The organism is Kitasatospora sp. GP30 (assembly GCF_029892145.1).
Classification (GTDB): Bacteria; Actinomycetota; Actinomycetes; order Streptomycetales; family Streptomycetaceae; genus Kitasatospora; species Kitasatospora acidiphila.
This window is the reverse complement of record NZ_JARZAH010000013.1, coordinates 19194-39932: the sequence shown is the minus strand read 5'-3', so window position 1 is coordinate 39932 and position 20739 is coordinate 19194. Positions and strand designations below refer to the sequence as shown.

24 protein-coding genes are annotated in these 20739 nt (G+C 71.1%); 15 read left to right on the top strand and 9 right to left on the bottom strand.

The genetic code is table 11. The features are described 5' to 3' along the window. The first annotated feature begins 92 nt into the window (after positions 1-92). The 4 genes from P3T35_RS20055 to P3T35_RS20040 all read left to right on the top strand — a co-directional run bounded on the left by P3T35_RS20055 (position 93) and on the right by P3T35_RS20040 (position 4105). A complete protein-coding gene (locus P3T35_RS20055; protein ID WP_101382746.1) occupies positions 93-521 on the top strand; it encodes a BlaI/MecI/CopY family transcriptional regulator in 429 nt (142 codons plus the stop codon). Further along, positions 518-1534 carry a M56 family metallopeptidase gene (locus P3T35_RS20050; RefSeq protein ID WP_101382745.1) on the top strand — a complete coding sequence of 339 codons (1017 nt, stop codon included), beginning with the start codon at positions 518-520 and terminating at the stop codon, positions 1532-1534. Before P3T35_RS20055 ends, P3T35_RS20050 begins: the two co-directional genes overlap by 4 nt. A 65-nt stretch (positions 1535-1599) precedes the next feature. Then, positions 1600-2532: a carbohydrate kinase gene (locus tag P3T35_RS20045; RefSeq protein ID WP_101382744.1), complete on the top strand. Its 933-nt coding sequence runs from the start codon at positions 1600-1602 to the stop codon at positions 2530-2532. 160 nt (positions 2533-2692) lie between these two features. Beyond that, positions 2693-4105 (top strand): GAF domain-containing protein, encoded by a 1413-nt coding sequence (locus P3T35_RS20040; RefSeq protein ID WP_101382743.1) that lies wholly within the window; start codon positions 2693-2695, stop codon positions 4103-4105. A gap of 59 nt (positions 4106-4164) precedes the next feature. On the opposite strand, the gene P3T35_RS20035 is transcribed toward P3T35_RS20040, so the two are convergent. Then, entirely contained in the window at positions 4165-4668 is a 504-nt protein-coding gene (locus tag P3T35_RS20035; RefSeq protein WP_101382742.1) for an SsgA family sporulation/cell division regulator, read from the bottom strand. Between the two features lie 405 nt (positions 4669-5073). Here P3T35_RS20035 and P3T35_RS20030 point away from each other — a divergent pair, with 405 nt between their 5' ends. The 4 genes from P3T35_RS20030 (at position 5074) to P3T35_RS20015 (ending at position 10174) form a co-directional block, all read left to right on the top strand. Beyond that, a complete protein-coding gene (locus tag P3T35_RS20030) occupies positions 5074-6369 on the top strand; it encodes a hypothetical protein (protein ID WP_101382741.1) in 1296 nt (431 codons plus the stop codon). A 293-nt stretch (positions 6370-6662) separates the two neighbouring features. Next, positions 6663-7811, top strand: a complete 1149-nt coding sequence (locus P3T35_RS20025) for a TerD family protein (RefSeq protein WP_101385342.1) — start codon at positions 6663-6665, stop codon at positions 7809-7811. Between the two features lie 55 nt (positions 7812-7866). Further along, a complete protein-coding gene (locus P3T35_RS20020) occupies positions 7867-9480 on the top strand; it encodes a peptide chain release factor 3 (RefSeq protein ID WP_280707084.1) in 1614 nt (537 codons plus the stop codon). Positions 9481-9646: 166 nt separating this feature from the next. Then, positions 9647-10174, top strand: coding sequence for a Uma2 family endonuclease (locus P3T35_RS20015; protein ID WP_280707079.1), 528 nt, complete (start codon positions 9647-9649; stop codon positions 10172-10174). Between the two features lie 64 nt (positions 10175-10238). Here P3T35_RS20015 and P3T35_RS20010 read toward each other — a convergent pair whose 3' ends face one another. The 3 genes from P3T35_RS20010 to P3T35_RS20000 form a co-directional block, all read right to left on the bottom strand. Further along, positions 10239-10517, bottom strand: a complete 279-nt coding sequence (locus P3T35_RS20010) for a hypothetical protein (RefSeq protein ID WP_280707077.1) — start codon at positions 10515-10517, stop codon at positions 10239-10241. A gap of 68 nt (positions 10518-10585) precedes the next feature. Next, the gene (locus tag P3T35_RS20005) at positions 10586-11053 is read right to left on the bottom strand and encodes a hypothetical protein (RefSeq protein WP_101382738.1); all 468 of its coding nucleotides are present in this window, start codon (positions 11051-11053) and stop codon (positions 10586-10588) included. Positions 11054-11111: 58 nt separating this feature from the next. Beyond that, positions 11112-11534, bottom strand: a complete 423-nt coding sequence (locus P3T35_RS20000; protein ID WP_101382737.1) for a nuclear transport factor 2 family protein — start codon at positions 11532-11534, stop codon at positions 11112-11114. 143 nt (positions 11535-11677) lie between these two features. Here P3T35_RS20000 and P3T35_RS19995 point away from each other — a divergent pair, with 143 nt between their 5' ends. Beyond that, positions 11678-12250, top strand: a complete 573-nt coding sequence (locus tag P3T35_RS19995; RefSeq protein ID WP_101382736.1) for a PadR family transcriptional regulator — start codon at positions 11678-11680, stop codon at positions 12248-12250. Between the two features lie 146 nt (positions 12251-12396). Then, complete coding sequence (locus tag P3T35_RS19990; protein WP_101382735.1) at positions 12397-13719, top strand: DUF4157 domain-containing protein; 1323 nt, start codon at positions 12397-12399, stop codon at positions 13717-13719. 57 nt (positions 13720-13776) lie between these two features. Here the strand turns inward: P3T35_RS19990 and P3T35_RS19985 are convergent, their stop codons facing one another. The 5 genes from P3T35_RS19985 to P3T35_RS19965 all read right to left on the bottom strand — a co-directional run bounded on the left by P3T35_RS19985 (position 13777) and on the right by P3T35_RS19965 (position 16750). Next, positions 13777-14325: a hypothetical protein gene (locus tag P3T35_RS19985; protein WP_180356631.1), complete on the bottom strand. Its 549-nt coding sequence runs from the start codon at positions 14323-14325 to the stop codon at positions 13777-13779. After that, complete coding sequence (locus P3T35_RS19980; protein ID WP_101382733.1) at positions 14315-14827, bottom strand: SigE family RNA polymerase sigma factor; 513 nt, start codon at positions 14825-14827, stop codon at positions 14315-14317. Before P3T35_RS19980 ends, P3T35_RS19985 begins: the two co-directional genes overlap by 11 nt. 254 nt (positions 14828-15081) lie before the next feature. Further along, positions 15082-15534: a DUF1801 domain-containing protein gene (locus tag P3T35_RS19975; protein WP_101382732.1), complete on the bottom strand. Its 453-nt coding sequence runs from the start codon at positions 15532-15534 to the stop codon at positions 15082-15084. A 53-nt stretch (positions 15535-15587) separates the two neighbouring features. Further along, the gene (locus P3T35_RS19970; protein WP_101385340.1) at positions 15588-16211 is read right to left on the bottom strand and encodes a glyoxalase; all 624 of its coding nucleotides are present in this window, start codon (positions 16209-16211) and stop codon (positions 15588-15590) included. Between the two features lie 80 nt (positions 16212-16291). Further along, a complete protein-coding gene (locus tag P3T35_RS19965; protein WP_101382731.1) occupies positions 16292-16750 on the bottom strand; it encodes an ATP-binding protein in 459 nt (152 codons plus the stop codon). A gap of 140 nt (positions 16751-16890) precedes the next feature. Between P3T35_RS19965 and P3T35_RS19960 the strand changes: the two genes are divergently transcribed. The 5 genes from P3T35_RS19960 to P3T35_RS19940 all read left to right on the top strand — a co-directional run bounded on the left by P3T35_RS19960 (position 16891) and on the right by P3T35_RS19940 (position 20614). Beyond that, entirely contained in the window at positions 16891-17790 is a 900-nt protein-coding gene (locus P3T35_RS19960) for a helix-turn-helix transcriptional regulator (protein WP_101385339.1), read from the top strand. Next, positions 17787-17972 carry a DUF397 domain-containing protein gene (locus P3T35_RS19955; RefSeq protein WP_101382730.1) on the top strand — a complete coding sequence of 62 codons (186 nt, stop codon included), beginning with the start codon at positions 17787-17789 and terminating at the stop codon, positions 17970-17972. Before P3T35_RS19960 ends, P3T35_RS19955 begins: the two co-directional genes overlap by 4 nt. Positions 17973-18155: 183 nt before the next feature. Next, positions 18156-18659 (top strand): GNAT family N-acetyltransferase, encoded by a 504-nt coding sequence (locus tag P3T35_RS19950; protein ID WP_101382729.1) that lies wholly within the window; start codon positions 18156-18158, stop codon positions 18657-18659. Between the two features lie 303 nt (positions 18660-18962). Further along, entirely contained in the window at positions 18963-19394 is a 432-nt protein-coding gene (locus tag P3T35_RS19945) for a hypothetical protein (protein ID WP_143676925.1), read from the top strand. Between the two features lie 119 nt (positions 19395-19513). Continuing rightward, positions 19514-20614 carry a WD40 repeat domain-containing protein gene (locus P3T35_RS19940; protein ID WP_180356630.1) on the top strand — a complete coding sequence of 367 codons (1101 nt, stop codon included), beginning with the start codon at positions 19514-19516 and terminating at the stop codon, positions 20612-20614. Positions 20615-20739 lie beyond the last annotated feature (125 nt).

Genomic DNA, 20739 nt, shown 5'->3' with positions numbered 1-20739 from the left:
GGTGGAGGCGGTCCTGCGGAACGCGCCCCAACCGTCTACAGTGACGTAGACGGTCTACACGACTGTAGACGAAGACTGGAGGTCACGTCGACATGCCGGAACTGCCAGCCGTGCGCCGCCCGTCGGGGGAACTGGAGGCGCAGGTGCTCGCCGCACTCTGGGCCGCCGACCGACCCCTCACCCCGCAGGACGTCCAGCTGGCCCTCGGCGGCGACCTGGCCCGGACCACCATCGCCACGATCCTGGCCCGACTGCACGACAAGGGCACCGTGGAGCGCACCCGAGCCGGCCGCGCCTACGCCTACACCCCCACCGTGCAGGACCCGGCCGGTCTGGCGGCCCGCCGGATGCGCACCGAACTGGAGCGCGAGCAGGACCGCTCCACCGTGCTGGCCCGGTTCGTCTCCGACCTCTCCGACGACGACGAGCGCCTGCTGCGCGAGCTGCTCGGCGACGGGCCGGCGAACGGGCAGGCCGCCGGTCGGCCGGCAGTCGGCGGGCAGAGCGGCGGGCAGCAATGATCGTCGCCGTCTGGGCCCCGTTCCTGGTGCCGTTCCTCGCCGCCCCCGCCGCCCGCCGACTGGCCGAGGCGCTGCCGCCGCGCGCCGCCGCCTGGGTGCTGGGCTGCACCGGGGCGCTGCTGGCCGGGGCCAGCGCCGCCTCGCTCGGCCTGCTGCTGGCGGGCGGCCTGCTGCGGATCCCCGCGGTGGCCGCGCTCGCCCACCTGTCGGTGCCCTGGCTGGCCGACGCCTCGCCCACCGCCATGGTGCTCGCCACCCTGGCCGGGATCGCCCTGGTGGTGACCGGCGCGCTGACCCTGCGCACCGCGCACCGGCAGTACCGCGACCTGCGCCGGGCCCGGGCCGCCCTGGGCCTGCCCCAGCCGCCCCGCCCGAGCCTGCGCGAGCTGTTCAGCCCCACCGACCACCACCCGCTCGCGGTGCTGGACGAGGACCACGCCGACGCCTACGCCCTGCCCGGCCGCCCCGGCCGCATCGTGGTCACCGCCGGCATGCTGCGCGCCCTGCCGGCCCCCGAGCGGGCCGCCCTGCTGGCCCATGAGCGAGCGCACCTGACGTCCCGCCACCACCTCTTCCTGGCCGCCGCCGAGTACGCCGCCGTGCTGCACCCGGCGCTGCGCCAGCTGCGCACCCCGCTCGGCTACCACCTGGAGCGCTGGGCCGACGAGGACGCCGCCCGCTCGGTCGGCGACCGCGCGGTGACCGCCCGTGCCGTCGGCCGCGCCGCGCTGGCCGCCTCCCGCACCCCGCGACGGGAGCGCCGGCAGCGCCCGCTGCTGGCCCCGGCGGCCGCCGCCGGACCGGTCCCCCGCCGGGTGGCCGCGCTGCTCTCCCCCGAGCCCGACGGGCTGACCGCCGCGCTGCCCGGCACCGGCAACCGTCGCCGGGTGGTGGCCGCCCTGGCTCTGGCCGCCTGCCTGGCCGTCAGCGCGGCCGGTACCGTGGAGGCCACCACCGACCTGCACCACGCCGTGGAGATCGCCCAGGCGAGCGAGGCCGGTGCGCGGCGCTGAGCCGGGCACGGCACCGACCCGCGCGCGACGGCCGACCCGCACGTGAAAGACGGAGGGGACCCCCCTTGAGCATCACCGTGCTCGGCGAGTGCGTCGCCGACGCCTTCGCCACCGACGGCCGCCCCGGCGAGCTGTCGCTGACCGTGCACCCCGGCGGCGGCCCCGCCAACACCGCCACCGCGCTCGCCCGGCTCGGCACCCGCACCCGCTTCCTCGGCCGGCTGGCCGCCGACCCGTTCGGCGCGCTCTTCCGCGACCGGCTGGCCGGCTCGGGCGTCGACCTGTCGGGCTGCGTGGCCGCCGCCGAGCCCAGCACCCTGGCGATCGCCGCGCTGGACGCCGAGGGGCGGGCCGGCTACACCTTCCACGCCGAGGGCACCGCCGACTTCCAGTGGCAGCCGGCCGAGCTGGCCGCCGTCGACCTGACGCAGTCCGTCGCCGTCCACACCGGCTCACTCGCCCTGGTACGCGCCCCCGGCGCAGCCGCCGTCGAAGAGTTGCTGGCCCGCGCCGGAGCGCACGCCACCGTTTCGATCGATCCGAACCTTCGACCGCTGCTGGTCGCCCCGGAACGCTACCGGGAGCGCATGGCCGCCTGGTGCGCCCTCACCGACCTGCTACGCCTGTCCGCTGACGACCTGGCGCTCCTCCACCCCGATCAGCCGATCGCCGAAGTCCTCGACCACTGGCACCAGCTGGGCGTTCCGCTGATCGTGCTGACCCTCGGCGAGCAGGGCGCGCTGGCCTCCCTCCACGGCGAACGGGTGCGGATCGAGGCCGCTCCCGTTCAGGTGGTCGACACCGTCGGGGCCGGCGACGCCTTCACCGCCGGGCTGCTCCACCACCTCTCCCAAGCCGGCCTGCTGGGTGGCCGGTTGAACGCCCTGACGGTCGATCAGATGGCCGACGCCTGCCGGTTCGCGGCCACCGTAGCCGCGCTGACCTGCTCGGTCGCCGGCGCCAACCCGCCCTGGGCGGCCCAGCTGACCACCCCCTGAAGGCCGGTGGCAAAAAGTCAGCCGCTGTCAACCCCTGGCACCACGTCCGAGGATCACCCGACGAATCGGCGGGCCAGCCCCGTACGCTGTGGGCGACAGGGCCGGCCCGACCCTGCCCCGGCCGAAACAGACCGGTGATGCGGCAACGGGAGCAGTCACCATGCGGAAGATCGCGCGCTCGGAGCGGAGCGACGACGGCGCCGGGCACCCCGCCGTCCCGGTGAAACCGCCCACCGACGAGACCCTTGAGCAGTGGGCGAACGGCGAGCGGCCGAGCCGGCCGCTCCGCCCCGAGATCGGCGACTCCTGGGAGCGGCTGCGCCGGCTCGGACTCGACCCGGGGCGTGGCCGCGACCCGCAGCACCTCGGGCCGGCCGAGATCGAGCACCGGCGCCGGGCCAGCGGTCTGGACCGGGTGATGCCCGCGCTGCGCTCCACCCTGCTCGACCCGGTCTGCGACCTGCCGCTGATCCTCGCCGTCTCGGACTCCGCCGGCACCCTGCTGTGGCACGAGAGCCCGCCCCAACTGCGGCGCAGCGCCGACCTGATCGGCTTCATGACCGGCGGCCACTGGGCCGAGGAGTCGGTCGGCACCAACGGAATCGGCACGGTCGCCCGCACCGGCCGGCCGCTGCGGGTCCAGTCCACCGAGCACTACCTGCACAACCAGCACGCCTGGACCTGCGTCGGCGCACCGGTGCGCGACCCGCGCACCGGCCGGGTCACCGGGGTGGTCGACCTCAGCGGCCCGGCGCGCGGCGTCCACCCGCAGCTGCTGGCGCTCGCCGTGACCGCCGCCCGGCTGGCCGAAACCGAGCTGCGGGCCGCCCAGTTGGAGTCGCTGCACCGGCTGCGCATGGTCGCCGAACCGATGCTCGCCCAGGCCTCAGGCCCGGCCCTGGTGGTCGACCGGGACGGCTGGACGGCCGCCGCCACCGGCCTGGCCGGCCCGATCAACCGGCTGCGGCTGCCGGCCGACGGCTGGGGCTCGACCTCGGTGCACTGGCTGCCCTCGCTGGGCGAGTGCGCGGTGGAGCCGCTGGCCGACGGCTGGCTGGTCCGGCCGCTCTCCGACTCGGCCGAGGCGGTCTCCGAACAGGTGCTGGGCGCCCGGCTGGTACTCGATCTGAGCAGCGCCGACCACCCCACCATTGCGGTCCGCGGCGGCGTCGGCAACTGGTCGCACCCGCTCAGCCCGCGCCACGCGGAACTGCTGCTGCTGCTCGCCACCCACCAGGCCGGCCGGACCGCCACACAGCTGGCCGAGGGGCTGTTCGGCGACCCGAGCAGGGCCGTCACGGTACGGGCCGAACTCTCCCGGCTGCGCCGCTACCTGGGTGGGCTGCTGAAGCACCGGCCGTACCGGTTCGCCGAGTCGGTGCAGGTGGAGGTGGTCCGCCCGTACGACGCCTACCAGTTGCTACCGGCCTCCTCGGCGCCCGGGATCCGGCGGCTGCGGGCGCTGCTGGACGGCGGCTCGGTGCTGCTGCCAGGCTGCCGCACGGTGCGCCCCGACCCCGCCGAGCCGGTGAGCCCGGCGATTCCCGGACCCCGGCGGCTCGGCTCGGCCTGACGGTGCGTCAGCGGTGAGGTGGACGTCAGCGGCCGGTGGACGCCAGTCGTCGCTGGACGTCAGTCCGGGTCGCCGATGAGCAGTGCGCTCAGCTGCGCGTCGGTCGGACTGGCATCCGGCTCGGCGCCCTCCGGAACCTCGGCATAGGTGCGCTCCAGCCAATCCCGCACCCGGGGTGCGGAGGCCTCCAACAGGGCGCTGCCGTACGGCGATTCGAGGGCCAGGTGAAGGGTGGCGCCGTGGCACGGGCAGTGCGCGGGCCAGAGCCGCACATCGCCCTGGCCGGTGAGCCCGCGCAGGCCGTCGCGGAGCAGTTCACGGGAGAACACCCAGTCCACCTCGTCCGGTCGCCCGAGGTGGAAGGTGACCAGGACCTCGTAGGGGCGCTCGGGTTCGTAGCGGAACCGGGTCGGCACGGTGCCCACCCGGTCGCGACCCAGCGCGATGCGCAGGGTCAGCACCTCCTCCACCGGCAGCGCCGAGCGAGGCGGTGACTGCGGTCGGGCCCCTTGCCCGACCGGGTGCGGGGATTGGCTGCTGGCGGACAGTGGATCGCGCGGCATGGCTGCTTCTCCGGAGCGAGAGGGAACGGCTCAGCCTGGCCCGGCCGTACGGCGGCTGGCAAAGGTTGCAAGGGGTTGCAGCGGGGACCTCTTCCGCACGGCCCGCAGACGCCGTCCCCATGCGGCCCGCTGGCGCCGCCGTTCGGATCGATCCAACAGACGGTTCGTCAGTTTGTGGACTTCCCTAGCCCATTCGGCCGAACCCGCCGACTTCTGAACCCACCTCGACACCCCGTACGTAACCCACCGCCGGTTACGCAGCGACGCCGCGCTGGTACTCTCGTCAGCCTGTCGAGATGGCGTGGACCGGTGGCATTGCGGTCCGCCGACGAGCGAGTGCCTGCCCGGGCCGAGTGGGGCAGCGGCAGCCGACCGGGAAGGCCGGCTGGGGAGGAGAGGGATCCGGTGACGCACCGGGAGAGCGCCCCCGCGGCGGAGCTGTCGACCGGCGAGGGGCTGACGCAGACGCTGACGCACGGTCGGCACAGCCGGCCCAAGCCGCTCGGTGGCCAACTGCGGCTGCCCGCGATCAAGGTCTCCGGTGCCGCGATGGCGATGTCCACCGTGGTCGGCATCAGCATCGCCACCACCTGGCTGATCACCGCCCAGCAGCGGGTCGGCTACGGCCCCCGGATGTCCACCGTGGGCGCCACGCCCACCGACGGCGGCATCCCCGGCGCCTCGACCCCACCGTCCCAGCTGGCCGGCGGCACCGCCCCGGCCGCGGGCTCCGCAAGCAGCACCACCCCGCTGAGCTCCGGCGCCACCGTCACCGCCCGGAACGACCGGATCGTCAAGCCCGGGGCCACCCCGCCCGCCGCCGGCGCTGCTGCCGGGCCCACCTCGGCGGGCGGCGGCGCGTCGACCTCGACGACGCCCGGCCCGGGTGGTCAACTGGCCGACCGGGCACCGGTGTCCGCACCGGCGAGCCCGCCGAGCGGCGGCATCGCGACCGGGCCCGCCGCCGGCGTCCCGTCGACTCCGGTGCCCGGCGCCTCGACGGCGGCCGATCCCGCGGCGGCGGCGGCGGCGAGCCCGACGCAGAGCACCCAGCAGCCCCGGCCCCCGTATCCGGCCGGCCTGACGCCGGGGACGCCCGGCATGACCCCCGGCATCACGCCCGGCATGACGCCCGGCCTCGTGGGCGGCCCCGGGCACGCGGACGAGTTCCACCCCGGCGCCGGCCTGCCCGGATCGCCGACCGCACCCACCACACCGACAACCTCGGCGCCCGCAACCCCCGCCGTCCCAGCACCCCAGCCCGCCCCCGGCACCTCCCGCTACGGCACCCCCGCCTACCCGGTGCCGGCGCCGAGCCTCGCCGGCTGGGGCGGCACGGTGGCCTCCGCGGGCCTCGGCCAGCGGCACACCGTCACCCTGACCGTCACCGAGCCGCTGGCCGCCATGGAGACCGAGCTGCGCCTGCCCCGCACGGACGCCACGGCGGGCGCGATGACCTGGAGCACCCTGCCGGGCGCCCGGGTGACGCTGCTCCAGCAGGGCGACACGGTGGTCTACCGGTTCGCGCCGCCGCCCGGTGAGGACGTGCTGCCCGGTACCTACACCTTCACCGTGCAGGGCGCCCGCTCGGCCACCCCGGGCGTCGGCGACGCGACCGGCCGCTGGACCGCCTCCGGCTTCGCCCTGCGGTCCCCGCAGGCGGTGGCCGCGCACGGAGGGTTCGCCGCGGCAAAACCTTGACCGCCGTCGCCACACAACGGTGACCGCCACCGCGACCGCCGTCGCCGCACAACCGTGATCATCGCCGCGGCAAAACCGTGATCCCTTTCGCCGACCCACTTGGTTAGGCTGGGCGTGGACCGGCGCATCGAGGGGCTCGCGTACATCTACCGTGCGCTCCTTGGGCTCTGAGTCCACGCCAGATGACGCTGTGCCACCAGCCGTACACCGTCGTGCCCCAGGTCACAGGTCACCAGGCCACAAGCCGCCGGACCGGACGCCGCAGAGCCGAGGAGGATCACGTGACCGAGACGCTGACCCCTGGGGCCAACGCCCCGCTGGCCGCCGTCCGGGTGACCGTGGAGGTGACGGCCCCTCAACGGCTCGACGTCTCGGGACTGCTGGTCACCGCTGCCGGCAAGGTTCGCTCCGATGCCGACCTGATCTACTACAACGCCCCGCACCGCTCGGGCGTCAGCCACCGCCCGGCCACCGGCGCGATCCCGGGCGCCATCACGGTGGACACCTGGGCGATCCCCGCCGACATCGCCAAGGTCGTGGTGGCCGCCAGCCTGGACGACCCGGCGGCCGTCTTCGGCGGTGCCGAGCCGACCGCCACCGTGCGGGACGCCGACACCGGCCAGGTGCTGACCAGCTTCACCCCGCCCCGGCTGACCCAGGAGAAGGCCCTGGTGGTCGTGGAGCTCTACCGGCGCGGCACGGAGTGGAAGATCCGCGCCGTCGGCCAGGGCTACGCCGAGGGCCTGGCCGGCATCGCCACCGACTTCGGCGTCACCGTCGACGAACCGGCCAGTGCCACGCCGCCGATGCCCGCCTACGCCCCGCCGGCGGCGCCCGACGCACCCCCGCAGCCCGCCGCGCCGCCCCGGGTGACCCTGGACAAGGGCCGGGTCAGCCTGGTCAAGGGCGACTCGGTGTCGCTGGTCAAGAACGGCGGCCCGGTGCTCAGCTCGGTCCGGATGGCGCTGGGCTGGCAGCCCGCCCGCCGGGGCCGCAACATCGACCTGGACGCCTCCTGCATCGCCTTCGACGCCCAGCGGGAGCGCCTGGAGACCGCCTGGTTCATGAAACTGAACGTCTTCAACGGCGCGATCCAGCACACCGGCGACAACCTGACCGGTCGCGGCGGTGGCGACGACGAGGCCATCGACGTGCACCTTGACGGCCTGCCGCCCGAGGTGTGCGGGCTGGTCTTCGTGGTCAACTCGTTCTCCGGCCAGCGCTTCACCGACGTCCAGAACGCCTACTGCCGCCTGCTGGACGCCGTCACCGGCGAGGAACTGGTCCGCTACGACCTGACCACCGCCGAGCCGGCCACCGGCGTGGTGCTGTGCAAGCTGATCCGCCAGCACTCCGGCGAGTGGGTCATGACGGCCCTCGGCCACTACGTCGACGCCCAGACCGCCCGGGGCATGGTGAAACCGGCGGCCGCACTCCTCTAGGCACCCGGTAGCATTGGTTGCTTGTGCCCGTCCGGCGACCCGAGGTCAGTGAGAAGTGAGCCAGCCGCAGTCCATCACCACCGCGCAGGTCATCGATGAGGCCGGCCGCCGGCGGACCTTCGCCGTGATCTCCCACCCCGACGCCGGTAAGTCCACGCTGACCGAGGCCCTGGCGCTGCACGCCCGGGCGATCAACTCGGCCGGCGCCGTCCACGGCAAGGGCGACCGGCGCGGCGTCACCAGCGACTGGATGGAGCTGGAGCGCGAGCGCGGCATCTCCGTCACCTCCGCCGCGCTGCAGTTCGGCTACCGCGAGCAGGTGATGAACCTGGTCGACACCCCCGGGCACGCCGACTTCTCCGAGGACACCTACCGGGTGCTCTCCGCCGTCGACTGCGCGATCATGCTGGTCGACGCGGCCAAGGGTCTGGAGGAGCAGACCCGCAAGCTGTTCGCGGTCTGCCGGCACCGCGGCGTCCCGGTGATCACCTTCATCAACAAGTGGGACCGCCGCGGCCGCGAGTCGCTGGCCCTGCTGGACGACATCGAGAACATCCTCGGCATCACCCCGGTCCCGCAGGTCTGGCCGGTCGGCCCGGCGGGCAACTTCCGCGGCATCGTGCAGGCCTCGGACACCGACCTGATGCTGCGCTACACCAAGGTGCCGAGCGGCACCCACGTCGCGCTGGAGGAGACCCTCTCCGCCGCCGAGGCCGCCGAGCAGGAGGGCGAGCTCTGGGAGACCGCCCTGGAGGAGCTGGAGCTGGCGCTCAGCTCCGGGCCCGGCTACGACCAGGACGCCTTCCAGGAGGGCAAGATCACGCCGGTCTTCTTCGGCGCCGCCCTCACCAACATCGGCGTCAAGCTGCTGCTCGACGCGGTGGTGGAGCTGGCCCCCGCACCCAGCGCCCGCCCGCTGGCGGAGGCCGGCGTGCGCGAGGTGACCGACGACTTCTCCGGCGTGGTCTTCAAGATCCAGGCGAACATGGACCCGGCGCACCGCGACCGGATCGCCTTCGTCCGGGTCTGCTCCGGCGTCTTCGAGCGCGGCATGAACGTCACCCGGGCCGCCAGCGGCCGCTCCTTCGCCACCAAGTACGCCTCCACCGTCTTCGGCGCCGAGCGCACCGTGGTCGACACCGCCTACCCCGGCGACGTGGTCGGCCTGATCAACGCCAGCGCCCTGCGCGTGGGCGACACCCTCTACACCGGCCGCAAGGCGACCTTCCCGCCGCTGCCGGCCTTCGCCCCCGAGTACTTCGCGGTGGCCCGCCCCAAGGACATCTCCCGCTCCAAGCAGTTCCGCCGCGGCGTCTCCCAGCTGGACGAGGAGGGCGTGGTCCAGGTGCTGGTCTCCGACCGCCGCGGCGACCAGGCCCCGGTGATGGCGGCTGTCGGCCCGATGCAGTTCGACGTCGTCCTGCACCGCATGGAGCACGAGTTCTCGTCCCCCATCACCCTGGACCGCCTCTCCTACCGCCTGGCCCGCGTCACCGACGCCGAAGGCCAGGCCGAGCTCGCAAAGGCCCGCCTCACCGACGCCGAGGTCCTCACCCGCCGCTCCGACGAGGCCCTCCTCGCCCTCTTCGCCGACAAGTGGCACCTCAACGCCTTCCAGCGCGCCAAGCCCGACATCCGCCTCGACCCCCTGATCGCCACGGCGGACTGACCCCAGCCCGGCAGTGAGCAGAAGCCCGGCGCACGACGTGCGCCGGGCTTCAGCCATTCACGCCCCGCTCCGCCATGTGATCGCTCCATCACGGTGCATGATGATCACCATGACGCATGAACTCCCCGACTAGGCAACGGTTTCGCAGAACGAGATCCTGGAGGAGGTGTTCCTCGACCTCATCACCCCAGAGGGCCTCCGAGCCGAACTCATCGAGGGAGAGGTCATCGTGTCGTCACCCCCGGACGGCCACCACGAGCACTGCCTCAGCCGGTTCCTGTGCCAGGTCGCGCGAGAATCCGCCACGGACATGCTGGCATCCGGCAGCAAGGGCCTACTGCTCCCCGGCGGTGAGCACCGTCCCAGGAACTACGCCATCCCCGACGCCACCATCGTCCCCCTCGAACGGCGCCTCTTCCGCGGCGGCCCGCCCTGGATGGACCCCGCCGGCGTGACCATGGTCGTCGAAGTCACCTCCAGCAAGCCCCTCCAGGACCGCATCGCCAAGCGCCACTGCTACGCGCTCGCCGGGATCCCGCTCTACCTCCTGATCGACCGCGACGAGTCCCGGATCACGCTCTTCTCCACCCCCGAGGGCGACGACTACACCGAGTCCCAGAGCGTCGCCTTCGGCAAGCCGCTCCCCCTCCCCGAACCCTTCGCCTTCGAGCTGCGCACCGACGACTTCCTCTGAATCAGCGCGGACGCAAAGGAGGAACCCGGCCAGGTGCTCCAACCCCCGCCCAGACTCCCCTTCCTCAGCGGTGGCCGCGGGTCTCAGTCCGCTTCGGGTGCCCGCTGCCAACTCGCGTAATCCACAGGATCCGTCGTTCATCATCGACGGCGTACCAGATGCGACCGCCGCCGGTCACCTCGTACTGCCACTGATCAAGCACCGCACCGCCGAGCTTCACGGTGCCGAGCGCGCCCTTCAACGGGTGCTGCCGCTGGTCGACATGGCGCGGCTCACCCGTCATAGCGACCCAGGCTCGGTCGAGGTTGTCCGGCACCTGCTTGAGCAGTTGCTGCCATCCCACGAACGCCTGACGATCAGCAGCTCGCACTGTCCACGGCCGGGGCCGCGCGAGCTCCTACCCTCGCCCGGTCACGCCGTACCTCCAGGGTCAGGGCGATGAAGCTCGGGGCCGTCACCTGGGAAGGGGCCCTGCAACTCGTGGGCCAGCTGCGGGTCGGACCACACCTCGGCCGTGGCCCGCCATGATGCGAGGTTCCGAGCGAATGGCAGCAGCAGGCCGGTATCGGCGCCAGCGACCAGGTCAGCGAGCAGTTCCCGAACACAGCTGGTCCGCTCGGTCTCGGACAACCAGTGCAGCCATGGCAGTTCCTCGGCGAGCACTTCCTCCGCCAAGCCGCGATCCCGGCGGGCGAGGATCGCCAGCGAACGGGCCGCGATACGCAGACCGGACGCCGTGGCGTCGAAGCGCTCGGCCCGCATCAGAACGAGGTTCTCCTCGTCCCGACGCTCCAGTATCACGTCGGCGTCGTCGAGCGAGGGCAGCACCTGAGAAGGGCCACGCAGAAAGGCGCTGTAGGAGAAGGCCTGGACAGCCATGAGCCCAGGCTATCTGAACTACTTCAGATAGCCAGCCCACGGCGCGCCGCGACACCCCCTACCCCGCCACCACCCCGTCCGCCACCAACCCCGCGAGCACCGCCTCCCCCAGCGCATGGACGGCCGACTGCGGGCGGACCATCACGGTGAACTCCTTGATCCGGCCGTCCTCGCCGAAGTGCAGCAGGTCGACCCCGTGGATCTCCTTGCCGCCCACCACCGCTCGGAAGAGCAGCACCGCCGACGGGGCCTTGGTCCCGTCCCCGCTGGTCTGTGCGCTCCCGTCGTAGCGGCCCACGTACCGGAAGTCCTCGAATGTGCGCAGCAGGACTCCGAAGAGCCCCAGGACCAGCGGTTTGCCCTCGAACGGGGTGAACTTCACGGGGCTGTAGAAGCGGATGTCGTCGGTGAACAGGTCGTCCAGTGCGGCGAGGTCCCGGTTGTCGACGGCTGCGCGGAAGCGGTCTGCGGTGGCGTTCATGCTCCATGCCCTCCCTGCTCAACAGAGCTACTCATCAAAGCCGCTCAACAGAGCAGCTACTCATCAAAATGACTACTCACTTTTATGAGTACCATGGCCACCACAACCCGCACCAGAGGCACCGGCGAAGGAGGCCACCCCCCATGGCGCTACGGCACGCCGTGCTCGCCGCGCTGCTCGACGGAGAGATCAGCGGCTATCAGCTGGCCAAGGCGTTCGACATCGGCGTGGCGAACTTCTGGTACGCCCAACCGCAGCAGCTCTACGCCGAGTTGACCCGACTGGAGAAGGACGGACTGATCAGCGGGCGCGAGGTCGTCCAGGAGAACCGGCCCAACAAGCGGGTGTTCCGGGTGACGGACACCGGCCTGGGCGAGCTTGAGCGGTTCACCGCCGCCTCCGCCAAGCCCTCCGTCATCCGCGACGACCTGCTGGTCAAGGTCCAGGCCGCCGACCGCGTCGACACCGGGACGCTGATCGCCCAGCTGGACGAACGCGCCACCGCCGCCCAGGCCAAGGTGGAGCTGTTCGAGGAGCTGCTGCGGACCATGCGCGGGGAGCGTACGGAAGCGGAGTTCCTGCGCCACGGCGAGCACATCGGCCCGTACCTCACCTGCCTGCGCGGCCTCGCCTTCGAACAGGGCAACCGCGACTGGTGCCGCAATACGATCACCATCCTGCGCAACCGGCATGCGGTCGGCCGTACCCAGCACTGACCACCCCGCCGGTCCGCCAACTGCCCCTTGTACCAACGGCCGTGCCCTCGGGCAGCCGATCGTGCCCCTGCCCCTGCCCCTCCGTACCTTCTCGGCAGGCCCCCGCTCCCGTAGAACGAGCAAGCAGCCTGGAGGAAGAGGCGGACATGCATGCCAAGGAACAGCCGGAGAAGAGCCCCAGCCAACGACGCCAGCCGCACACGCTGAGCCAGGATGCCGCAGAAGTGCGGTCTGCCGGTGGGGAGTTGTCCCCGCAGGCGGTCGCGGCCCTGCAGCGCAGCGCTGGGAACGCGGCGGTGGCACGGATGATCGAGGAGCAGCGCCGCGGCGACGCACCGGCTGTGCAGCGGTCCGCGGTGCACGGTGTCCTGCGCTCGTCCGGGCAGCCGCTGGACGAGCCGCTGCGCACCGAGATGGAGGCGCGGCTCGGCGCGGACTTCTCCGATGTCCGTATCCACACGGGGAGTTCGGCCCGCGCTTCCGCTGCCGAGGTGGGCGCACGGGCCTACACCAGCGGCAACCACATCGTCATCGGGGACGGCGGAGCCGACAAGCACACCCTCGCCCATGAACTCACCCACGTCATCCAGCAGCGGCAAGGACCGGTCGCCGGTACCGACAGCGGTGACGGGCTGCGGATCTCCGACCCCGCCGACCGGTTCGAACGAGCGGCCGAGGCGAACGCGACGCGGGTGATGCAGCGTCAACTCACCTCCTCCGAGGAGACGCACGAGGACGAGGCCCGCCGAGCCACCGGAACGACGGCGACCGGCGGCGAGGTCGTCCAGCGCTACACCACCGCTCAGGATCCGACGCTCGGCAAGGTTCAGATCTCCCAGAACGGGAGCTTCGTCATCCAGCCCGACGCGCAAAGCGTCTGGGTCCGCGACGACGTACCGGCCGGCCAGCTCGCCACCGCACTGCAATCAAGGAACCAGCAGATGCAGATCAACGAGCGGACGTACAACCGGTACTGGCTCGGTGGCCCCATCCTGCTCGACTGCCTGCACGCCGCCGAGGAGATCATCAACAACCGGGTGGGACAACTCGGCTGGGGCGAGGGCGAGTACAGCAACATCGACATCACCAAGCGTGGCAACGTCGTTACCGAGGCGTTCGGCCAGTCGGACTCGTCCAACCGACGGCAGGCGCGTGCCTTCGCCGGCGCCCGCAACGAGGCGGCCAACCCGCAGCCCGGCGAGGCCTTCGTGATCGTCGCGACCAAGCCGAACGGCACGGAGATGAGCCAGTTCCACGCCGCCGCCGTGGTGGCCCGCGACGGCCAGGACTGCGTCACCCTGGAGGTCTGGTCCGACAACGGCAACCCGCCGGCGCAGGGTGCCGCCAACGCCGCGATGTACACCGTGGCGGACCTTGCGAGGTCCTTCCACAACGCCTACGGAGGCGAGGGCGCCTACTTCGGGGAGGTCGGCCCCATCACCGTGGTCGTCCGACCCGCGGGGGTGTAGCCCCTACCCCCGCCAGCCGCACCCACGCCGCCCCGCAGCCGCCCACCCCCGACACCGTCAGCCGATGAACGCAGACGTCACGCGGTCATTGACCACCGTGACACGCACCCTGAAGGTCCGGAACTCAAAGGTGAACGGCCCGGAGCTCACCCCGTCCTGGCTGATGATCTGCAGTTCCCGATGCTCCTTGGCCGCCTGCGCACGGGCGGCCTCCAGCGTCAGCCCGACGTACTGACAGGATCGCGTATCCGGGCTGAGCTCGATCGGCGGCGGCGCGGCACCGGACGCCGCAACGGACGCGGGAGCGGACGTGGCAGCGGACGCGGGAGCGGACGTGGCAACACAGGTCGGTCCCGTGGGCGGGGCGGCGGCCGGCTGCGCCGACACCGAGGTGACCATCGGACGGGATGACGATCCATCAGCGACCTGGACCGCCATCACCGCGCCGGCCGCGAGGCAGCCGGCCACGAGCCCAAGTGCGCTGGTGCGCACCCGCCGACGCCTTCTGACGCGCGTGGTGACGTCCGCCAGGCTCACATCGAGTGGCCCGGCTTGCTCTGCTGTGTCGAGCAGCAGCTGCTTGACGGTGTTCAGCTCATTCGCCATGTCCATCCCCATCGAGATTGGTGAGCACCAAGACCTTGCCGAGCCTTGCGACGGCCTCACTCAGGTGCCGCTTGACCGTCCCCGCGCTGCAACCCAGCCGGTCGGCCACTTCGGCCACCGGCAGGTCCTCGTAGAAACGCAGGACCACGCACGCCCGTTGGCGTGGGGAGAGCGCGTCGAGCGCGTCGACGACGTCCAGCCGGTTCCCGCTGCCGGCGGTGAAGTCGCCCGTCGAGGTGGGCGTCGCCAGGCGCGGGAGCAGGCTCGTCCAGCGAGCCCGGCGACGGTGCTGGTCGAGGTAGCGGTTGAGCATGACGCGACGTACGTAGGGCTCCGCGGACGCGACGTCCCAACTCCGCCGCGGCTGGGCGAGCACCCGGACCAGCGCCTCCTGCACCAGGTCGTCGGCTTCCGTGCGGTCGCCGCACAGCAGGTATCCGTACGGCTTCAACGCGGATCCCCTGGCCTGCAAGAGCTCGCCTGCAACGTCATGCCAGTTCACCCCTCACCTCTTCCTTCTTTACGTTCCATCGACTCCCACGAACGACCGCCGCATTTCGTTGGCCCCTCTCGCGTTTCCGCCCGTTGTCTGAACCGACGGCTACCCAAAGCGATGAGGGTGCTCAGGATCTGCTCCGGCAGACCTGAACACCCTCGCACCGTGCCCGGCTCGGCAATTGCCCATCGTTCCGGGGCGCCTGAGCACTCGTCCGCGGCGGGGCAGCTGCTGCTCGCGCCCGCCGCTCCACCAAGTCCTCAGCCCACCGCCCGCTTCACCAGCTCGGCGATCCGCTCCTCCACCTCTGGTGTCACCTGGGTCAGGGCGAAACCGGCCGCCCACATCGGGCCCTCGTCCAGCTTCGCCTGGTCACTGAACCCGAGCGTCGCATAGCGTGCCTTGAACTTCTCCGCGCTCTGGAAGAAACAGACAATCTTCCCGTCCAGCGCGTAGGAGGGCATCCCGTACCAGAGCTTCGGCGCGAGGGCCGGGGTGCCGGCGGTGATGACGGCATGGACGCGCTCGGCCAGGATCCGGTCCGAGTCCTGCATCTCAGCGATCTTCGCGAGCACGTCCCGCTCCGCCTCCGCCGCCTTCTCCGCACGCGAGCTGCGGCGAGCGGCCGTCTTCAGTTCCTGGGCGTGGTCCTTCATCGCGGCCCGCTCCTCGGCCGTGAACCCCTCGTGCTTGCCGCTATCGCTGCTGCTCATGGACGTTTCCCCGTTCGTGATCGACGATCTCAGGTGTGGACGAGTCCGGCGGATCAGACCGCGGCTGCCAACGATGCGGTGACATCCCAGGCGAAGCCGTCCGGGTCGGTGAAGGGCTCGCCGGCAGTGCCGATCACCAGCCGGTGCGAGCCGGAGCCATCGGGAGCGACGCCGACCTCCTTGGCGAGGGCACGACGCCGGTACAGCGCCAACTTGACCGACCCGGTGGCGAATTCGACGTACCGGCTGCCGAAGCTCCTCGTCACGGTGAAGCCCCGCTCGGCGTAGAACCGCTTGGTCGCGGCGACGTCCTCGACGCCCAGCAGGAGCACCATGTCGTCGATCTGCCGGGTAGCCGGGCCGGTGTCCTTCTTCGCCGAGGTGGCGATCTTCCAGATCGAGCCGTCCGAGGTCTGCACGACACCGCCGTAGCCCCAGAGCGACTTCGCGGCGGGCTTGAGCGTGGTGGCGCCGGCATCGAGGGCGGCGTCGATGAAGCCGTTGACGTCGGCCGGCTGAGACACCGTCAGCGCGAGCGCGAAACCGCGGAAGCCGGTCGTCGGTGCCTCCGAGGCCCGCAGGCGCACCTGACTGTCCAGGCCGAAGGCGGTGGCGTAGAAGTTACCGGCGGCCATGGTGTCGGCCACGTCGAGGGTGATGGATTCGATGATTGCCATGGCCATCACGCTAGTTGGGGATCGGCAGCCGGTGCTTCTCCATTCCTGATCGGTCTGGCCGGCCGTGCGCGGAGGAGCGCTCAACCCCCGAGGTCCAGCTCGCACCAGAGCGTCTTGCCGTACGGCGGGTACGGCACCGTCCCCCAGCGGTCCGCGAGCGTGTCCACGATCAGCAGGCCGCGCCCCGACTCGCCGTCACCCGACGGATCGCCCGACTGCTGGCGGGGCAGGCGCTCGCCCCGGGGGTCGGTCACTTCGATCCGCAGCAGCTTCGGCAGGCCGGCGAACGGGTCTAGGGAGAGCCGGAGTTGGAAGCCGAGGCCGCGACGTCGGCCGTGCGTGACGGCGTTCGAGGCGAGCTCGGCGACGATCAGCGTGACGCACTCGACGAGCTGCGATTCGGGCTTCCAGCCCCAGGCGCACACCTGTTGGACGGCGTTCAGCCGGGCTCGGCGAGCGCCGAGTGGGGTGGCTGGGAGCTGCCACTTGACCTGCGACATGGGATCGGGCTGGTCCGCAAGAGTGAAATCGGTCGTCATGTCTTTTAGCGTGGCGACTTGCGCGTACGCTGACCAGGGCGACCGGCGGTACTCACCGTAAGCGTACGAACGCGCAGTGCAGGCCTGTCCGGGTGGGCGGTCGTAACCGAATTGATCGTGCGTCAGGGACGGTGGTCACGATGACGATTACTGGGCAGCGCAACGGAGTGCAGTCCGCCGAGCCGGGCGAGGAGAAGCGGCCGGAGGCGCCCGAAGACTCCGAGGGTGCGGCCGACTTCTTCCGCGCCATCGGCAAGATGATCAAACTCCTGCGCGAGCGCAAGGGGTTGACGCAGAAGGAGTTCGGCCTGCTGATCGGCTACGGCGAGGACCAGGTCTCCTCCCTGGAGCGTGGCCGACGCACCCTGCACCCGGACATGCTGGAGATCGTGGACAAAGTGCTGGACGCCGGCGGGTTGCTGCTGGCGCTGAAGCCGGACTTGGAGGCGGCGAAGTCGCGGGCTAGAGTCCGGCATCCGGCATGGTTCCGGGACTACGTCCGGCTGGAGTCGGAGGCGGTCGAGTTCCACCAGTACAGCTCGCACTTCATCCCCGGTCTCCTCCAGACCGAGCAGCACGCGCGGGCCCTGTACGACATGCGACGGCCGCTGCTGGCCGAACAGACCATCGAGGAACGGGTGATGGCCCGGCTGGCCCGCCAGGCGATCCTGGCCAAGTGGCCGTTCCCCGATTTCAGCTGGATTCTCGAGGAGGCCGTCCTACGCCGACCGATCGGCGGCTGGGACGTACACCACGGACAACTTGAGCAGCTGATCCGCATCGGCCGCCAGCGCAACGTATCGCTCCAGGTCATGCCGATGGAGCGCACCGAACACGCAGGCATGGGCGGACCGTTCACTCTCCTCACCCCGAAGGGCCGGGCGCAGGTCGGCTACCTGGAGGCGCAGAACATCAGTCGCCTCTGCACGGTGACGGAGGAGGTCCGTATTCTGGCCTCACAGTACGGCCTCCTCCGGGCTCAGGCGCTCACCCCGTCCGAGTCCACGACTCTGATTCAGAAGATGCTGGGAGAACGATGAGCCCCACCGAACTCGCCTGGTTCAAGAGCAGCCACAGCAGCAACGAGGGCGGCGACTGCGTGGAGGTCGCCAGGACCCCCGCCACCGTCCACGTCCGCGACTCCAAGGACCAGCACGGCCCCGCCCTCACCCTCACCCCCGCCGCCTGGTCCGCCTTCCTCCAACTCGCCGTTCAACACTGAACCCCGCCCGTCCGGTTGCCAGCTGTCCGGGCAGCCGGCCTTGACGGGTCAACCCGGATTCTCCGTATCGCGGCGGTGGTCCATACATCGGTGCTTCCCCTGGATCTCCCCGACGCCACGGCCGGGGCCTGCCCGGAGCAGCCGGTAGCGACCGGTGTTGGTGGCCCCCGGTAGCGTGGCGGGATGGGAAAGACTGTCACCTATCTGGAGATGACCGATCTCGGAGAGCTGAGGGCCGGTCGGGTCGTGCCTGCGCTGCAACTTCGGCGCGAGGAAGGGCTCTCGCTGCTGGCGTGCTCGGTGCAGGCGCGGGTCGGCGCGGCCTACGGATGGCGCAGTTCGACCCGCTCCGACCAGGAGTGGCAGGAGTTGGCGCGATCGCACCCGCACGGCCAGTACTGGCTGATCACACTGGCGGGCGAGGCGGCCGGGATCGCCGCGCTGGAGCCCCAGCCCGGTGGGGACGTGGAGATCCGCACCTTCGGCCTCCTACCCGATTACGTCGGCCAGGGGCTCGGCGGGCATGCCCTGACGCTGGCGCTGCAACAGGCCTGGGCAAGCGAATCATTGGAGGCGGAGGCCATTCGCAGGGTGTGGCTGCACACCAACTCCAACGACCACCCAAGCGCACTCCTCAACTACCAGCGCCGGGGCCTGCGCGTGTACCGCACGGAGATCGAGGAGTAGCGTGCCCACCCAGGCCAACGCCTCGCCCGACGGCTGGTCGCCCGCAGGTCGGGGGCAGCCCAAGCAGCGCCCACGCCCTGCATGCTGAGTATGCCGATCACAAGTTCTTGGCCAGATCCGTAATTTCGAGGCGCCGTCTGGACCGAGCCTCGGTTGCTGAACAACTGTCAGAGCCGGGATTCCACCCCCGCAGCCCCTTTGACGGTGGATAGTAGAGCTCTTGACTGAGCGACAGCCACACCAAACAGGGCAGGACGAATGGACTGGTTAGCCGCAGTCGGCTACGGGGCAATCGGTGGCTCTGTGGTCGAGATCGTCACCGTCTTCGGCCACCTGACCGACTGGCAGATCGAGCGACGCCAGGTGAGGCGGGTCGGCCGACGCCGCATGCCGCATATCACCCGGTACGTCGACCCGTTGGCGGACTCCCTCGTCGCGCTGAGTCGGATCCTGCTCGGGGCCAGCGCCGGCTTCGTCCTTCACAGCCAAGTGACCGGTGCATTCGCGGCGATTGCCGCAGGTGCATCAGCTCCGGCACTACTGCGGCAGTTCTCGACCTCCAAGAGCGTCCAACAGCTGCTCTCCGGGCAGACCATCCTCGAAGATCCGGGCACACGCGCAGTGGTGCCAAGTCCGACGGCTGACACCGCCGACGTACTGCTGGGGTTTTCACCTCGCGTGTCCACAGCGGGTGGGAAGCAGTCCTCACTTCGGGAGGGGGAGATCTCCGAATGAGGACGAGCTTCTCTGGACCTCAATCGCGCTCGCGCACCAGCAGGGCCCGCCCGACACCCGAGCCCCGCCTGTGGCACGGCTACCCTCTGTGGCGTCGGTATCTCTCCTCACTGCTGGACGTGCCGCTGCCCGCGTTGCCACCGGCCGCCCCTCTCTCCGATCGAAGCGAGCAGACCGCTCCCGCAAAGCACAAGCGCAGGGTTTCGGACGGAAAACTCCCCCTCGCCTTCGCCGTCCTCAGCGTCGCCCTGCTGCTCGCCATGCCTCTCGGCCTTATCCTCAGCCAACGGACTACGACGCAAACCGGCTCGCCAGGCACGCCAAGCCCGACCATCAGGCCTGCAACGACCCTCAGCGACGCTTCTGACTTCCAGAAGGTTGTCTTCAGCCCCGACGGCAGAACCCTCGCTGCTGCCACCAGCGGTGGCACCGTCAAACTCTGGGACGTGGACCGCCACACGATCAGCGCCACACTCCCCGCACAGGCCGGTACCGTCACAAACATCGCGTACAGCCCCGACGGCAAAACCCTTGCTGCCACCAGCGGTGGCACCGTCAAACTCTGGGACGTGGACCGCCACACGATCAGCGCCACACTCCCCGCACAGGCCGGTACCGTCACAAACATCGCGTACAGCCCCGACGGCAAAACCCTCGCAACCGCCGCCAGCCCTGGCACCCTCGAACTCTGGGACGTGGCCAACCAGACGATCAGCGCCACACTCCCCGTACAGGAGCAGGTAGTCACCGCTCTGGCATTCAGCCCCGACGGCAAAACCCTCACCACCGCCCACAAGGACGGCACCGTCACACTCTGGGACGTGGCCAACCGCACGACCATCGCCACGCTCACCCCGACCCAGGTCAGTACCGTCATAGATGTGGCGTTCAGTCCCACCGTCCGATACGTCGCCACCGCCAGCCTCGAGGGCACTGCCGAACTCTGGGACGTGGTCAACCGCACGACCATCGCCGTTCTGGGCCCAGCCCTTACAGGCTCCGTCACAGCACTGGCATTCAGTCCCGACGGCAAGACGCTCGCCGCCGCTCACGAAGACGGCACCGTCACACTCTGGGACGTGGCCAACCGCACGACCAGCGCCACACTCCCCGCACAGGGCGGTACCGTCGCAGACATGGCGTACAGCCCCGACGGCAAAACCCTCGCCACCGCCGACACGGACCACACCGTACGCCTGTGGCAGGCCACTTCCCACTGAATGCCGGCTCACCGAAAGCGCCAGTCGGCCTGAGATGGCGGTACGTGCTCCAATGTCTGGTTCGTAATTGGGCTAGATGAGCCTGCAACCGGCGCCTCCAGCCAGACTGGCTGCCGCCGCTGGCC